This is a genomic window from Pseudomonas sp. B2021 (genome assembly GCF_018135665.1).
GTDB classification, from domain to species: Bacteria; Pseudomonadota; Gammaproteobacteria; order Pseudomonadales; family Pseudomonadaceae; genus Aquipseudomonas; species Aquipseudomonas lactis.
The window spans coordinates 2,417,070-2,433,379 of sequence record NZ_SMOF01000001.1 but is presented as its reverse complement, the minus strand read 5'-3'; the positions used below and the strand labels follow the sequence as shown (position 1 = coordinate 2,433,379).

13 protein-coding genes are annotated in these 16,310 nt (G+C 60.9%); 8 read left to right on the top strand and 5 right to left on the bottom strand.

Going from position 1 to position 16,310, the window contains the following annotated elements; all coding sequences use genetic code 11:
- Positions 1 to 22: 22 nt before the first annotated feature.
- Both E1K68_RS11065 and E1K68_RS11060 read right to left on the bottom strand, forming a co-directional pair.
- Complete coding sequence (locus E1K68_RS11065; RefSeq protein ID WP_192001888.1) at positions 23 to 412, bottom strand: hypothetical protein; 390 nt, start codon at positions 410 to 412, stop codon at positions 23 to 25.
- The gene (locus E1K68_RS11060; protein WP_169855234.1) at positions 409 to 1,821 is read right to left on the bottom strand and encodes a PAAR domain-containing protein; all 1,413 of its coding nucleotides are present in this window, start codon (positions 1,819 to 1,821) and stop codon (positions 409 to 411) included. The genes E1K68_RS11065 and E1K68_RS11060 overlap by 4 nt, the downstream gene beginning before the upstream one ends.
- Before the next feature lie 291 nt (positions 1,822 to 2,112).
- Between E1K68_RS11060 and xylA the strand changes: the two genes are divergently transcribed.
- The 7 genes from xylA to E1K68_RS11025 all read left to right on the top strand — a co-directional run bounded on the left by xylA (position 2,113) and on the right by E1K68_RS11025 (position 10,429).
- Positions 2,113 to 3,429, top strand: a complete 1,317-nt coding sequence (xylA, locus tag E1K68_RS11055) for a xylose isomerase (RefSeq protein ID WP_212614085.1) — start codon at positions 2,113 to 2,115, stop codon at positions 3,427 to 3,429.
- Positions 3,430 to 3,530: 101 nt separating this feature from the next.
- Positions 3,531 to 4,529, top strand: a complete 999-nt coding sequence (gene xylF / locus E1K68_RS11050; protein ID WP_044273295.1) for a D-xylose ABC transporter substrate-binding protein — start codon at positions 3,531 to 3,533, stop codon at positions 4,527 to 4,529.
- 96 nt (positions 4,530 to 4,625) lie between these two features.
- The gene (gene xylG, locus E1K68_RS11045) at positions 4,626 to 6,170 is read left to right on the top strand and encodes a D-xylose ABC transporter ATP-binding protein (protein ID WP_212614084.1); all 1,545 of its coding nucleotides are present in this window, start codon (positions 4,626 to 4,628) and stop codon (positions 6,168 to 6,170) included.
- Positions 6,171 to 7,307 (top strand): sugar ABC transporter permease, encoded by a 1,137-nt coding sequence (locus E1K68_RS11040; RefSeq protein ID WP_212614083.1) that lies wholly within the window; start codon positions 6,171 to 6,173, stop codon positions 7,305 to 7,307. It begins immediately after the preceding gene.
- Between the two features lie 303 nt (positions 7,308 to 7,610).
- Positions 7,611 to 8,552: an ornithine cyclodeaminase family protein gene (locus E1K68_RS11035; RefSeq protein WP_169855231.1), complete on the top strand. Its 942-nt coding sequence runs from the start codon at positions 7,611 to 7,613 to the stop codon at positions 8,550 to 8,552.
- 117 nt (positions 8,553 to 8,669) lie between these two features.
- Positions 8,670 to 9,803, top strand: coding sequence for an FAD-binding oxidoreductase (locus E1K68_RS11030; RefSeq protein ID WP_212614082.1), 1,134 nt, complete (start codon positions 8,670 to 8,672; stop codon positions 9,801 to 9,803).
- On the top strand, positions 9,803 to 10,429 hold the full coding sequence (locus E1K68_RS11025) for a PAS domain-containing protein (RefSeq protein ID WP_034134993.1): 627 nt from the start codon (positions 9,803 to 9,805) through the stop codon (positions 10,427 to 10,429). Before E1K68_RS11030 ends, E1K68_RS11025 begins: the two co-directional genes overlap by 1 nt.
- 158 nt (positions 10,430 to 10,587) lie before the next feature.
- Here the strand turns inward: E1K68_RS11025 and E1K68_RS11020 are convergent, their stop codons facing one another.
- Positions 10,588 to 11,364: an ABC transporter substrate-binding protein gene (locus E1K68_RS11020; protein ID WP_212614081.1), complete on the bottom strand. Its 777-nt coding sequence runs from the start codon at positions 11,362 to 11,364 to the stop codon at positions 10,588 to 10,590.
- 174 nt (positions 11,365 to 11,538) lie between these two features.
- Positions 11,539 to 13,038, bottom strand: coding sequence for a CoA-acylating methylmalonate-semialdehyde dehydrogenase (locus E1K68_RS11015; protein WP_060767473.1), 1,500 nt, complete (start codon positions 13,036 to 13,038; stop codon positions 11,539 to 11,541).
- A 108-nt stretch (positions 13,039 to 13,146) separates the two neighbouring features.
- On the opposite strand from E1K68_RS11015, the gene E1K68_RS11010 reads away from it, so the two are divergent.
- Complete coding sequence (locus E1K68_RS11010; protein WP_212614080.1) at positions 13,147 to 14,076, top strand: LysR family transcriptional regulator; 930 nt, start codon at positions 13,147 to 13,149, stop codon at positions 14,074 to 14,076.
- 9 nt (positions 14,077 to 14,085) lie between these two features.
- Here E1K68_RS11010 and E1K68_RS11005 read toward each other — a convergent pair whose 3' ends face one another.
- Positions 14,086 to 16,251: a TonB-dependent siderophore receptor gene (locus E1K68_RS11005; protein ID WP_003190512.1), complete on the bottom strand. Its 2,166-nt coding sequence runs from the start codon at positions 16,249 to 16,251 to the stop codon at positions 14,086 to 14,088.
- Between the last annotated feature and the right edge of the window lie 59 nt (positions 16,252 to 16,310).

Here is a 16,310-nt window from a genome sequence, read left to right as displayed (position 1 = left end):
CCTCGGATGAGGCCCGCTCAACTTACCTAAATTCCACCAATATGGCTGCAACTGCTGCCCAAAAGACGGAACCGATCAACATCATCATATTGATGGTCAACAGACGTTTTAGATGAGGGGGGAAATTTTCAAGATCGCCTGGGTCCAGTTCTCCGATGCGAATAGACGCCTTCGGCAACGTCACCATTCCGGCAATTTTTGATATTTCCAGAAGCGACCAGATTACCCCCCTCTTTCCCAGGCTTGTTCCCCAGATATAAATAAAACGACTGTTTTTTAGCGCATCCTTTATAGCGTCCAAGTATCGACGGCTAAGGTAAAGACTAAAAATAATGCCAGCAGCGGCAAGTAAAATCGGGCCCCCTGTAACGGTGATTGCGATCCAGGGAGGCCAAGTGTCAATACTGGTCATGGTTGCCTGGCCTCGTAAATTTTTTCACCTATGTACTCACCCGTTTTACCACCGTACGTCGTACCCACCCAGGCGCCAGTGCCTACAACAGCAGCGACACAGATAACACCACCGATCCCTGTTGTGACGCCTAGCGCTACGCACACCGCAGTACTGGCATAGCTCGCTGCCAATCCGCTTGCAACACCTATAGCAGTAGACCCAGCGAATTTCCCTCCTTCAGTAAATTTAACCTTCTCACACGCAGCACCAGAATTCCCGTTACACACCTGCTGTATAGCCAACAACGAAGACACACCGCCAAGGCCTATACCGATATAACCACCTGCCTTCATATACTTCGTGGCACGGCTGACCGCTTCCACATGCGCGGCGTACCCCGGAATCTGCCCCGGCCCACCCGCCTTGTCCCAGTGATGCACCAAGCTGCGACTGGAAATTCCAAGGGCCGTTTTCAACTTGGGGTGATCGCCCAGCGTTGTTTGTCCTCGCAGGCGGGTGGAGTTGAGCAGATGAGCATCCAACTGGTTCATCAACCGCTGGCGATCAGCAAAAAACTGCGGTGACCGAAGGTGCCCGTGCTGCCGATAGCTGTCCTGATGCAGGCGTTCCATGGCCTGGAGCGTCTCGCGCAGGTTGCTCAAGTGCTTTTCCATCACCACTGCGCTGACGCCGAGCCAGGTGGAGGTATGGCCGATAAAGCCAGCGATCTCGGCACCGTGGCGATAGAGAAAGTCAGCCTCGTCCGGCGTCAGCGAATCCAGAGATGCACTGACGTGTTGTGCAGCCTGCATCAGCTGCGCTTCTTGATACGTGCAGGAGGTGTTGTTCGGATCGCTGAGCACGATCATCGAACCGGCTTTGACGTGATTCGTATTCGGGTTCAGTGCTTGAAACTTGCGCATCACAGCCGGGTCGAGCGTCGGAAAAAGTGTGGCTTCCAGCGCCTCGCGGGTCATGCTTTTGGGCACGATATAAAAACCTGGCTCCTGACCTTGCACACCATTGGATGCCATTGATCCAACATGACCGGACGGCACGAAACCAGAATGACGTGGCGCTACAGTGTTTCGATTTACAGATGATGCGTTTGGTTGAGCTACTCGCAGGTTAATGGGCGGTTCTGCATGTTGGTTTTCATAGGTGGCTGAGTACACCGAAGGAATCAGCTCGGCTTTACAGGGACAGTCGCTGTAACTATCCAAAGTGCCGGCCATAAGCCGGCCATGGCTGTTTATGTGGGAAATGCCACCGACGATCTTATAAGTTTGCCCATCCTTGCCACAGGTGACTCGGTCACCTTCGCACGCATGAAAAAGGCCATGTATGTTGACTCTCTTATCACCGTCCAGCACTTCCCCGCCGCAGGTGGTCTTGTCACCCAGTCCAATGAAATGACCTACGCTCATTTTTTTGCCTCTTATCCATGTTTTTTGGCCGTACCTCCCTGCTCGTCTCGATAAGAAAACTGACGCGTAACGCCTTCCGAGGTAAACGAGCAGGAGCAAGTCAGTGGCACACCAAACCTTGAAGAGGCACTTCCCCACCGTAAAGTCAGACGTTTCCGTAAATCCTGTACTCCCTCAGCCGTTCTCAGCCCCTCACTCAAAATCGCACTCCCCTTTGGTGATTTTCATAATCAGCCGCCCAGGCGCCATTGCTAGTATCCAGACACCGCCCAGAACAATAAGGAAAACCCCATGCCGTACTTCCCCGGTGTCGAGAAGGTGCGCTTCGAAGGCCCTGCCAGCACCTCTGCCCTCGCTTTTCGTCACTACGACGCCAACAAACTGATCCTCGGCAAGCCCATGCGGGAGCACCTGCGCATGGCGGCCTGTTACTGGCATACCTTTGTGTGGCCGGGGGCGGATATGTTTGGGATGGGGACGTTCAAACGTCCGTGGCAGCGCAGTGGCGATCCGATGGAGGTGGCCATCGGCAAGGCCGAGGCGGCGTTTGAGTTTTTTTCCAAGCTGGGCATCGACTACTACAGCTTTCACGACACCGATGTGGCGCCCGAAGGCAGCTCGCTCAAGGAGTACCGCAACCACTTTGCGCAGATGGTCGACCACCTGGAGCGCCATCAGGAACAGACCGGCATCAAGCTGCTATGGGGCACTGCCAATTGCTTCAGTAACCCGCGCTTTGCCGCCGGGGCCGCGAGCAACCCGGACCCAGAGGTGTTCGCCTTCGCCGCCGCCCAGGTGTTCAGCGCGATGAATGCCACGCTGCGGCTCAAGGGCGCCAACTACGTGCTGTGGGGTGGCCGTGAAGGGTATGAAACCTTGCTCAACACTGACCTCAAGCGCGAGCGCGAACAGCTCGGGCGTTTTATGCGCATGGTGGTGGAACACAAGCACAAGATCGGCTTCAAGGGTGACCTGTTGATCGAGCCCAAGCCCCAGGAGCCGACCAAACACCAATACGATTACGACAGCGCCACCGTGTTCGGCTTCCTGCATGAGTACGGCCTGGAACACGAGATCAAAGTGAACATCGAGGCCAACCACGCGACGCTGGCCGGGCACAGTTTTCATCATGAGATCGCCACCGCCGTGTCGTTGGGGATCTTCGGCAGCATCGACGCCAACCGGGGCGACCCGCAGAACGGTTGGGACACCGACCAGTTCCCCAATAGCGTCGAGGAGATGACCCTGGCCACCTATGAAATCCTCAAGGCCGGCGGGTTCAAGAACGGCGGCTATAACTTCGATTCCAAGGTGCGCCGCCAGAGCCTGGACGAGGTGGACCTGTTCCACGGGCATGTCGCCGCCATGGATGTGCTGGCCCTGGCGTTGGAGCGTGCGGCGGCGATGGTGCAAGACGACCACTTGCAGCAGTTCAAGGACCAGCGGTATGCCGGCTGGAGCCAGCCATTGGGCCAGGCGGTGTTGGCTGGGGAGTTCAGCCTGGAATCATTGGCTGAACATGCCTTTGCCAACGCGCTGGACCCACAGGCGGTGAGTGGGCGCCAGGAGATGCTTGAGGGCGTTGTGAATCGGTTTATCTATCGGTGACATTTGCACGACAAATCTCTGCACAGAGCGTCGAGTGACGCTCTACAGTTCAACCCGCACCACGCTGTGTCTTTCCAACAACAATAAAAGGACGCACCACCATGAAGTCATTCAAACCTGCCCTGCTCGCCGCAGCCCTGGCGCTGCTCGCCCTGCCGGTAATGGCCGATCCTGCACACCCGAAAATCGGTTTTTCCATCGACGACCTGCGCCTGGAGCGCTGGTCCCGCGACCGTGATTACTTTGTCGCCGCCGCGGAAAAGCTCGACGCCAAGGTGTTCGTGCAGTCTGCCGATGCCAACGAGCAAAAGCAGATTGCCCAGATCGAAAACCTCATCTCCCGGGGCGTCGATGTGATCGTGATCGTGCCGTTCAACGCCACGGTGCTGACCAACGCGGTGGCCGAAGCCAAGAAGGCCGGGATCAAGGTGGTGTCCTATGATCGCCTGATCCTCAATGCCGACATCGACGCCTACATTTCTTTCGATAACGAAAAAGTCGGCGAGATGCAGGCCAGCGGCGTGTTGCAAGCGGCGCCCAAGGGCAATTACTTCCTGCTGGGCGGCGCGCCGACGGACAACAACGCCAAGGTGCTGCGCGAAGGTCAGATGAAGGTGCTGCAACCGGCCATCGACAAGGGCGATATCAAGATCGTCGGCCAGCAATGGGTCAAGGAATGGAACCCCACCGAAGCCTTGAGCATCGTCGAAAACGCCCTGACCCGTAACGACAACAAGATCGACGCAATTGTCGCCTCTAACGACGCCACCGCCGGCGGTGCGATCCAGGCCCTGGCTGCGCAGAAGCTGGCGGGCAAGGTGCCGATCTCCGGCCAGGACGCTGACCTGGCGGCGATCAAGCGCGTGATCGACGGCACCCAGACCATGACCGTGTACAAGCCACTCAAGCTGATCGCCACCGAAGCGGCCAAGCTTTCGGTACAACTGGCGCGCAGTGAAAAGCCTACCTATAGCTCGCAATATGACAATGGCAGCAAGCAGGTCGACACCATCTTGCTCACGCCGACGCCGTTGACCAAAGCCAACATCGATGTGTTGGAGAAAGACGGCTTCTATACCAAAGAGCAGATCGGCCTGTAGGTGCTGGCAGGCAGCCCGTGTCGCCTGGGTTTTTTCGCGAGCAAGCTCGCTCCTACAGTGACGGTGTTTCGTCGGCCTTTTGTGTGAGCCATTGCCATGTCGCATTACCTGCTGCAAATGAACGGCATCGTCAAAAGCTTTGGCGGTGTCAAAGCCCTCAACGGCATCGATATCAAGGTCAAACCTGGGGAGTGTGTGGGCCTGTGCGGTGAGAACGGTGCGGGTAAATCCACCTTGATGAAGGTGCTGTCGGCGGTGTACCCGCACGGCACCTGGGAGGGGGAAATCCTCTGGGAGGGGCAGCCGCTCAAGGCCCAGTCCATCCGCGAAACCGAGGCCGCCGGCATTGTCATCATTCACCAGGAACTGACCCTGGTGCCCGACCTGTCGGTGGCCGAGAACATTTTCATGGGCCACGAACTGACCCTGCCCGGTGGGCGCATGAACTACCCGGCGATGCTGCACCGCGCCGAAGCCTTGATGCGTGAACTCAAGGTACCGGACATGAATGTGGCGCTGCCGGTGTCGCAGTATGGCGGCGGCTACCAGCAGTTGGTGGAGATCGCCAAGGCCCTGAACAAACAGGCACGCCTGTTGATCCTCGACGAGCCCTCCTCGGCCCTCACCCGTGGCGAAATCGAGGTGCTGCTGGACATCATCCGGGGCCTCAAGGCCAAGGGCGTAGCCTGTGTGTACATCTCGCACAAGCTCGATGAAGTGGCGGCGGTGTGCGACACCATTGCGGTGATTCGCGACGGCAAGCACATCGCGACCACCGCCATGGCAGACATGGACATCCCGCAGATCATCACGCAGATGGTCGGCCGCGAAATGAGCAACCTCTACCCCACCGAGCCCCATGACGTGGGCGAGGTGATCTTCGAGGCGCGTAACGTCACCTGCTACGACGTCGACAACCCCAAGCGCAAGCGCGTCGACGACATCTCCTTCGTGCTCAGGCGCGGCGAAATCCTCGGCATCGCCGGTTTGGTGGGCGCCGGGCGCACAGAGCTGGTGTCGGCGCTGTTTGGCGCTTACCCCGGCCGCTACAGCGCCGAGGTGTGGCTGGATGGCCAGGTGATCGACACGCGCACGCCGCTCAAGTCGATCCGCGCCGGGCTGTGCATGGTCCCAGAAGACCGCAAGCGCCAAGGCATCATCCCCGACCTGGGCGTGGGGCAGAACATCACCCTGGCGGTGCTCGACACCTACGCGCACATGACCCGCATCAACGCCGAAGCCGAACTGGGCAGCATCGACCAGCAAATCAGCCGCATGCACCTCAAGACCGCCAGCCCGTCGCTGCCGATCACCAGCCTCTCAGGCGGCAACCAGCAAAAGGCCGTGTTGGCGAAAATGCTGATGGCCAAGCCCAAGGTGCTGATCCTCGACGAACCCACGCGCGGCGTGGACGTGGGCGCCAAGTATGAGATCTACAAACTGATGGGCGCGCTGGCGGCCGAAGGGGTGTCGATCATCATGGTGTCCTCGGAATTGGCCGAAGTGCTCGGCGTGTCCAACCGCGTGCTGGTGATTGGCGACGGCCAGTTGCGGGGTGATTTCATCAACGAAGGGCTTACCCAGGAACAGGTGCTCGCCGCCGCGCTCAGCCAAAACAATAACAATCGGAAGACCGCGTAGATGAATCAGGTCAAACACCTATTTACCCGCTACAAAATGCTCGCGTTGGTGATCGCCGTCGCGTTCATCTGGCTGTTTTTCAGTTGGCAGACCGAGGGCGGCTTTCTCACCCCGCGCAACCTCTCCAACCTGCTGCGGCAGATGTCGATCACCGGGATATTGGCGTGCGGCATGGTGCTGGTGATTATCAGCGGCGAGATCGACTTGTCGGTGGGCTCACTGCTCGGGCTGTTGGGCGGGTTGGCAGCGATTCTGGATGTGGTCTATCACGTGCCGCTATTGGCCAACCTGAGCCTGGTGGCGCTGTGCGGCTTGATGATCGGCTTGGCCAACGGCTACATGACCGCTTACCTGCGCATCCCGTCCTTCATCGTGGGCCTGGGCGGGATGTTGGCGTTTCGCGGGATTCTGCTGGGGATTACCGGCGGCACCACCATTGCGCCGGTGTCGCCGTCGCTGGTGTATGTGGGCCAGGGGTATTTGCCCCACAACGTCGGTATCGGGCTTGGAGTATTGCTGTTTACCCTGACGCTGTTCCTCACCTGGAAACAACGGCGCAACCGTGCGCTGCATGGCTTGGCGGCGCACTCACTGCTGCGCGATGCACTGCGCGTGGTGCTGATTGGCGCGGTGCTCGCAGGCTTTGTCACCACCCTCAACCGCTACGACGGCATCCCCGTGCCGGTGCTGCTGTTGCTGGCGCTGCTGGGGGTGTTCAGCTATGTCACGCACCAGACCGTGTTCGGCCGCCGGGTGTATGCGGTGGGCAGCAATATGGAGGCCACGCGGCTGTCGGGCATCAATGTGCAAGCGGTGAAACTGTGGATCTTCGGCATCATGGGCGTGATGTGCGCGCTGGCCGGCCTGGTCAATACCGCGAGGCTGGCGGCGGGTTCGCCGTCGGCGGGCAACATGGGCGAACTCGACGCCATCGCCGCGTGCTTTATTGGCGGCACTTCGATGCGCGGTGGGTCGGGCACGGTGTATGGCGCGTTGCTGGGGGCGCTGGTGATTACCAGCCTGGACAACGGCATGTCGATGCTCGATGTGGACAGCTACTGGCAGATGATCGTCAAGGGCAGCATTTTGGTGCTGGCGGTGTGGGTGGATGTGAGCACGCGCTCGGGCAGGCGATAACTCGTCCGCCAGAACATCATCGATTACCTGTGGGAGCTGACTTGTCTGCAATAACGGCATGACAGTCGATATCTATATACCTGACATCCCGCGGTCCAACTGTAGGAGCGAGCTTGCTCGCGAAAAACTCACAGGCGCTGCGTTTATTCAGGAAGCACGCGTTATCGTTGACGTTTTTCGCGAGCAAGCTAGCTCCTACGATGGGTGGGGGGACAGCGCCCATAAGCCTCATTTTTTCCTCGGGTTATTGCGGATAAAAACTAAAAGTCCATAATGGACAAATTAGTTTACCCGGAGAACCCCATGTCCACGACGCCCCTCGTTATCGACCAGGCCCAGGCCCGCACCTTGCTGGCTCAAGTCGACGTGCCTTTGGTTCTGCGCAAACTGTTTCGCGACCTCGCCGCCGGGCAAGCCGTGCAGCCGGCGCAACAGTGGGTGGAGTTTCCCCAAGGCGCCGGGGATTTCATCAACTACTTGGGGGTATTGGCCGAAGACGGGGTGTACGGGGTCAAGACTTCGCCCTACATCGTGCGTGAGCAAGGCCCGTTGGTGACGGCCTGGACCCTGTTGATGTCGATGCACAGCGGCCAGCCGTTGCTGTTGTGCGATGCCGCTGAATTGACCACCGCACGCACCGCCGCCACCACGGCCTTGGCGGTGGATGCGCTGGCTCCGGCGGCGGCGCAACGTTTGGCGATTATCGGCAGCGGCAAGGTCGCCCAAGCGCACCTGCGTTATGTGCAGAACCTACGCGACTGGCAGCAAATCTGCCTGTACTCACCGAGCCTGGACAGCGCCAGCGCCGAAACACGCGCGCAGTTGGCCTGCCTGGACCCGCGCCTGACCCTCGCCGCCACCTGCGAGGCCGCCCTTGAAGACGCGGATGTGATCCTGCTGTGCACCTCGTCCGCTGGCCCGGTCATCGACCCGTCACGCTTGAGCAAACCCGCGTTGATCACCTCCATCAGCACCAACGCGCCACGCGCCCATGAAGTGCCGCCGCACTGCCTCAACCAGATGCACGTGTTCTGCGACTACCGCCAGACCACCCCGGATTCGGCCGGTGAGATGCTGATCGCCAGCGAACAGCACGGCTGGGACAAACGCACAATTGTCGGCGACCTGCCCGAGTTGTTCAGCGACATGGCCCAGCGCCCGGACTACGATCGTCACGTGTTTTTCCGCTCCATTGGCCTGGGCCTGGAAGACATCGCCCTGGCCAATGCCCTGTACCGACTGTAGGAGCGAGCTTGCTCGCGAAGACCTCACAGCTACTGCGTTTACACAGGATGGGCGCGTTATCGTTAACGTTTTTCGCGAGCAAGCTCGCTCCTACAATGCTTATTTCAGGAGATCTTCATGAGCCAGGCAGATTTCATCATTATCGGCGGCGGCATTGCCGGCGCGTCCACCGGGTTCTGGTTGTCGCAGCACGGCAAAGTGTTGGTGCTTGAGCGTGAAAACCATCCGGCCTATCACTCCACCGGGCGTTCGGCAGCGCTCTACACCGCAGCGTACGGCACCCCGCAGGTACGCGCGCTGACCTTGGCCAGCCGGGCCTTTTTCGACCAGCCACCCGCAGGCTTCTGCGAACATCCCCTGCTGACGCCCCGGGGCGAAATGACCGTTGATTTCAACGGTGACCCGGCCGAACTCGACAGCCAGTACCTGAGCGCCAAGGCCACCGTGGCGCAGGTGCAGCGCCTGACGGTCGATGAAGCCTGTGCACGCTTGCCGATCCTGCGCCGTGACAAAGTCCACGGGGCTATCTACGACCCCACCGCTTGCGACATCGACACCGACGCCCTGCACCAGGGCTACCTGCGCGGTATCCGCCGCAACCAGGGCGACGTGCGCACCGACAGCCATGTGCTGGGCTTGAGCCGCGACGCCGACGGCCTGTGGCAGGTGCGCACCCAGCATGCGATCTACACTGCGCCGGTCATCATCAACGCCGCCGGCGCCTGGGCCGACCATATCGGCGGGCTGGCGGGCGCGGCGTCCATCGGCTTGCAGCCCAAGCGCCGCTCGGCCTTTGTCTTCGCCGGCCCCGAGGGCGTGGACAGCCACGACTGGCCGATGCTGGTGGCCCTCGACGAAGCGTTCTACATGAAACCCGATGCTGGCATGTTCCTCGGCTCGCCAGCCAACGCCGACCCGGTAGAACCCCAGGATGTGCAGCCTGAAGAACTGGATATCGCCATGGGCATCTACCAGATCGAGGAAGCCACCACCCTGACCATCCGCCGCCCCACGCGCACCTGGGCCGGGCTGCGCAGTTTTGTGCAGGACGGTGATTTGCTGTCGGGCTTTGACCCGCAAGTACCGGGGCTGTTCTGGGTGGCAGCGCAAGGCGGCTATGGTATCCAGACCTCACCGGCCATGGGCCAGGCAAGCGCCGCCCTGGTGCGCGGCGAACCGCTGCCGGAGGCACTGACCCGGTTCGGCCTGGACGCTGGTATGCTCTCCCCGATCCGCCTGGAGCCCCATTGATGAACACCGCTGAACAGGACAAGGTCATGCAGAACTTCCGCGCGATTGCCGATGCAATCGCCACGCTGTTCTTTCCCCATGCAGAAGTAGTGCTGCATGACCTGCGCACGCAAACCGTGGATTACATCGCCAATAACCTGTCCAAGCGCAGCCTGGGTGACGACTCATCCCTGGAGGACATGCTCGACGGTGACGTCAGCGAGGTGAATATCGGCCCTTACGAAAAGCTCAACTGGGACGGCCAGAAAATCCGCAGCCTGAGCACCGTGCTGCACGACCACCAAGGGCGCAGGCTGGCTGTGTTGTGCATCAACCTGAATATTTCAATGTTCGAAACGGCCAAGGCGGCGCTGGATTTGTTCCTGTCGCCGAGCAAGCTGATCGCACAGCCGGACGCGCTGTTCCGTGATGACTGGCAGGAACGCATCAACACCTTTCTGCATGCCTGGCTGCGCGAGCGTCAGTTGAGCCTGAACCTGTTGACCCGCGACCACAAACGCGAACTGGTGCTGGCGCTGCATGCCGAGGGGGCATTCAAGGGCAAGAGCGCCTCCAACTATGTGGCCAATGTGCTGGGTATGGGCCGGGCGACGGTCTACAAGCATTTGAAAGAACTCAAGGGCTGACCCCTTTCTGACGACAACGCCGATCCCTGTGGGAGCTGTGGAGCCCCGGCGAGGCTGCGAAGGGGCCGGCAAGGTCAACATTTTCATCGCCTGACCCACCGCTTTCGCAGCCTCGCCGGGGCTCCACAGCTCCCACATTGACCGCGTCTTTGCGTGATTCAGTCGCCGTAGATATCGGCCTTGAAGTACTGCTGTGAAATCTTCTGGTATTCGCCGCTGGCGCGAATGCCGTCGATGGCCGCGTTCAATTCGCTGACCAACGCTGTATTGCCTTTGCGCACGGCAATCCCCGAGCCCTCGCCCACGTATTTCGGGTCCTTGAGCTCCGGGCCGACAAAGGCATAACCCTGCCCGCGCGGCATCGCCAGGAAGTCGCTCAGGGGAATGGTGTCGGCAAAGATCGCATCCAGGCGCCCCGCTGCCAGGTCCATGTAGATTTCTTCGTTATTGCTGTAGCGCTTGACGTTGATGCCCTTGGGCTCGAACACCTCGGTGGCATAGCGATCGGTGGTGGTAGCGCGCTGTACACCGACGTTCTTGCCCTTGAGGCTGGCGTACTGGTCATCCACCACGGCGCCGTCCTTCATCACCAGGCGCGACGAGGTGAAGTAGTACTTGTGGGTGAAATCCACCGACTTCTTGCGGTCTTCGTTGATGGTCATGGACGACAACGCCATGTCGATCTTCTTGACCTTGAGGGACGGAATCAGCCCGTCGAACTCACCTTCAATCCACACGCACTTGACCTTCATTTGCGCGCACAGGGCGTTGCCGATGTCGTAGTCGAAACCCACGATCTTGCCGTCGCCGGTCTTGGAGGCGAACGGGGGGTAAGCCGCCTCGATACCGATACGCAGGGTTTTCTCGGCGGCCAGCAGGTGGCTGGAGGCGAACAGGCTCAGGGCCAGGGCGGGAAGGAGATGGCGTTTCTTCATGGAGGGGTTCTCGCAAGTTGTTGTTGGTTTGGCAAGAGTGAAGAAAAACGGGCAGCGGCTATTTTGTACTTATAATTCCATACTGGACTTTTATGTGTTTAACCGTCAACAGGCAAAAAAAATGTGGGAGGGCTTGAGCCTTCCCACATCAGATCCAGCAGCACAGCTTAAACCTTACTTGGACACCGGCATTGCAAACTCCGCGCCCTGCTCGATGCTCTCCGACCAGCGTTGCATGATCGACTTCTGCTTGGTGTAGAAGCGCACACCCTCGGTGCCGTAGGCGTGCATGTCCCCGAACAGGCTCTTCTTCCAGCCACCAAACCCGTGCCAGGCCATGGGCACCGGGATCGGCACGTTGATACCGACCATGCCCACTTCGATGCGCCGCGCAAACTCACGAGCTATGTTGCCATCGCGGGTGAAGCAGCTGACGCCGTTACCGAACTCGTGATCGTTGACCAGCTTCACCGCCTCGGCAAAATCGTTGACCCGTACACAGGCCAGCACCGGGCCGAAGATTTCTTCGCGGTAGATGCTCATGTCCTGGGTCACGTGGTCGAACAAGGTCGCGCCCAACCAGAAGCCGTTTTCCAGGCCGGGTTCGGTGGGCACGTAGTCACGACCATCGAGCAGCAACTGCGCGCCGGCGTGTACACCCTGCTCGATGTAGCCACTGATGCGTTCCAGCGCAGCCCGCGACACGATCGGGCCCATCTCGGCTTTCAAATCGCGACCATCGGTGATGCGCAGCAGCTTGGCGCGTTCGGTCAAGGCGGCGATGACTTTGTCACCCACGTCGCCTACCAGCACCGCCACTGAGATCGCCATGCAGCGCTCGCCGGCACTGCCGTAGGCGGCGCCCATCAGCGCATCCACGGTGCGTTCGATATCGGCGTCGGGCATCACCACCATATGGTTTTTCGCCCCGCCCAGGCCTTGCACGCGCTTGCCGTTGCGGGCGCCGCTCTCGTAGATGTATTGGGCAATCGGCGTGGAGCCGACGAAGCTCACGGCTTTGACGTCCGGGTGTTCGATCAGCGCGTCCACCGACTCTTTATCACCCTGCACCACATTGAACACGCCCTTGGGCAGGCCGGCTTCATGCAGCAGCTCGGCCATGAACAGCGAAGCGCTTGGGTCAGTCGGGCTGGGCTTGAGGATAAAGGTGTTACCCGCCGCAATGGCGATGGGGTACATCCACATCGGTACCATCACCGGGAAGTTGAACGGCGTCACGCCGGCGACCACACCCAGCGGCTGGCGCATCGTCCAGTTGTCCATGCCACGGGAGACCTGGTCGGAGTGTTCGCCCTTGAGCAGGTTGGGAATGCCGCAGGCAAATTCGAGAATGTCGATGCCACGGTCGACTTCGCCCTGGGCATCGGTGAACACCTTGCCGTGCTCGGCAACGATGATGCGCGCCAGGTCGTCCTTGCGTTCGCGCAACAGGTGCAGGTATTGGAACAACACGCGGGCGCGACGGATCGGCGGGGTGTCGGCCCAGCCGGCAAAAGCGGCCTGGGCAGCGGCGACGGCTTCGGCCACGGTCTGGCGGCTGGCCAGGGCCACGCGCGCGGTGACTTCACCAGTGGCCGGGTTGTAGACGTCCTGATAACGGTCATCGCGGCTGACGCGCTGGTCGTTGATGTAGTGCTCGATGGTTGCAGTCATGGCAGTCGATCCAGGTGGGTAGCGTTGGGCCACACGATAGGCTTTCGCTTTGTTCCGAACCAGAGCAGAATCCAGAACTTATTGTCCTTATATGCGAACAATGCACCCATGGAAAAGGCTGAGATCGAAGGGCTGTGGACCCACATTCACTGGCTGTCGGTGCTGGAGGAACAAGGCACCTACACCGCCGCCGCCGCGCGCCTGGGGGTGAGCAAGTCAGCGGTGAGCCAGCGCATTTCCGACCTGGAAAAGGCCACCGGCACGCGCCTGGTGACGCGCACCACCCGCAGCGTGCGGCTGACCGATGCGGGGCTGTCACTGACTCGCGAAGTGCGCAGCGCCTACGCGCAGATCGCCCGTAGTTTTTCCTCGGTGCGCGACTCGGTCGGGGAAATACGCGGGCTGGTGCGCCTGACCGCTCCCGTGGCCTTCGCCCGGCAACAGCTGGTGCCGCACCTGTCCGGCTTTTTGCAGCAGTACCCCCAGGTGCGTATCCAACTAGACGTCTCCGATGCCTTGAGCTCACTGGCCGCCGAAGGTTACGACCTGGCGGTGCGCCACGGCTTCCAGGTGCCCGAAACCCACGTGGCCTGGAAGCTGTGCGACACCACCTCAGTGCTGGTCGCCACCCATGATTACCTGCAACGCCACGGCGAACCTCGCGAGCCGGGCGAGCTGTCGGCCCACAACTGCCTGTTTTACCCACGCGGCACCGACCAGCCCGCCTGGACCTTCGAACGCGGCAGCCACCCCGTCGAGCGCCTCACCGTGCCCATCGCCGGCAGCTTTGCCACCAATAACAGCGAAGCCTTGCGCGACGCCGCACTCAACCACCTGGGCATCGCCCTGCTCCCGGACTTCAGCGCCCAGGCGGCGCTGGCCGCTGGTCAGTTGGTGCAGGTGCTCAAGGACTGGACCCTCAAGGGCGCGTTTGCCGATGAGATCTACCTGATTCGGCCCTACTCGCCCCATGTACCCAAGTCGGTGAGTGCGTTGGTCAACTACCTGAAGGACAAACTCTCGGGCGGGTTCCGCTAGGCGGCAGGGTTAAAAGTCCACCGTCGCCGACAGCTGCAAAGTACGTGGATACCCCGGCGAGAAGGCGCCGTAAGACGCGACGCCCGACCAGTACTCGCGGTCAAATACGTTCTGCACGGTGGCGCGCAAGGTGGTGGGCCGCCCTTCGATCTTGGTCGCGTAGCGGACGCCGGCATCAATGCGCGTCCAGGCATCCAGCTCCTGGGTGTTGGCCTGGTTGACATATTGGCTGTCGGTGTAGATCGCCCCGCCGGTGAGGGTAAAACCTTCCAGCCACGGGGTGTCGTACTCGGCCCACAGGTTGGCCTGGATATCGGGCACGCCGACCGGTTTGTTGCCTCGGTTGGCGGCGCTCGCCGACTGGGTCAGCTCGCCATCGAGGAAGGTCACGCCGCCCATCAAGCGCGTGCCAGGCGCCACTTCGCCGTATACGCTCAGCTCGACACCACGGTTGCGCTGCTCGGCCTGCACGGAGTACACACCGTTGGCGCCCAATTCGCCGCTGGGCTTCTCGATCTGGAATAACGCCAGGGTGGTCATGAGGGTGCCGTGTTCATACTTCACGCCCAGTTCGTGCTGCTTGGATTCATAAGGCGCGAAGGTTTCACCGGCATTGCTGGCCGTACCCGGCGCGATATCGCCTTTGCTCAACCCCTCGACATAGTTGTAGTAGAGCGACACGTCATCCCAGGGCTTGACCACCACGCCCACCAAAGGCGTGGTCGCAGCGTCCTTGTAGCGCGAACTCACCGCGCCTGCGGCGTTGTAGTTACGCGACTCGATGTCTTGGCGCCGCACGCCCAGGGTCAACTGGATGCGCTCATCGAGAAAGCCCAGGGTGTCGGTGAGCGCCACGCCGGACAGCTCCGATTCGGAGATGCGCAGCACTTTCGGCGCCCGCAGGTTTTGCTTGGGCGTGTCCACCGGGTGGTAGATGTTGGAGCGGATTTCGGTGCCGTTGTTGATGCCGCGAGACAGCTCATCCTGGTAACGGGTCGCCATCAGCGTGGTGGTGTGGGTGATCGGGCCGGTGGCGAACTGCGCACGCAGGCCCACATCGGCGGTGGAACGGTCGACGTTGAACTTGTAGTAACCCGGAATATTACTGGTGTCGCCAGCATCATTGAGGATGCGCGGCACCTGGTCCGACAGGCGCTTGACATCCGACCGCCCGCCGCCGGCATGGGCGAACACGGTGAGCGAATCGCTGAGGTCATATTCACCGCCGAGCAAGGCCGATTGCTCCTTGGTGTCCGACCAGCCCCACTTCTGCGGCAGGCTGGTGCGGCCATTCGGGGCCGAAGGCACCTGCACGCCCGGCGCCAGGGTGAACGGGCGCGAGGCGCCTTCAAAACTTTCTTTCTGGCTGATGTAGTCCAGGTTCAGGCGCAGGCGCTCGCCGCGATAATCCAGGGCAATGGCGCCCACCCCCACGTCGCGATGCTGATCGTCCACGGCGGTGTCGCCCCCTTGCAGGCTGCCGTTGAAGCGCACACCAAACTGGTTTTCCTCACCGAAACGGCGGCTGATATCCAGGTGACCGCCGACTTGGGTGTCGGAGGCATAACTGCCGGTAAAGCGCGTCAGGTCCTGGTCCAGCGGGCGCTTGGGCACGATATTGATCACACCGCCCACGCCGCTGTTGGGCGAGATGCCGTACATCAGCGCCCCCGGCCCCTTGAGCACTTCGACGCGCTCGGCGTACTCGGTGAATGCGCGGTAGTTGGGGGCCACGCCATACACGCCGTCATAGGCCAACTCGCCCAGGTTGCCCTCGCCAATCGCAAAACCCCGCACGAAAAACGAGTCGACAATACCGCCAGTCTGCCCGGTAGAACGCACCGAGGGGTCGCGCTCCAGGGCATCGGCCACGGTCACCGTCTGCAGGTCGGCGAGGGTCTTGGCAGTGTAGCTGGTCACGCTGAACGGCGTGTCCATCACGTCCTTGTTGCCCAGCATGCCCAGGCGCGCGCCACGGGCCACCTGGCCGCCAGCGAGCACCTCGGGCAGGTCGGTGGGGCCCAGATAGCGGGCGTTGACGTTCGTCGCGTCAAGGGTCAGGCTCTGCGCGCTGTCGTCGGTTGACTCGGCGGTGGCGGCCCAGGCGTTGCCACTGGCAGCAGCCAGCAACAGGGCGGTACGAATAGCGAGGGTTAACCGGCTGGCAACAGGCATGACGTCAGGGCCCTTTGATCAAGTGAAGTGAGAATTACGCTTGATGCCAGTCGACGCGT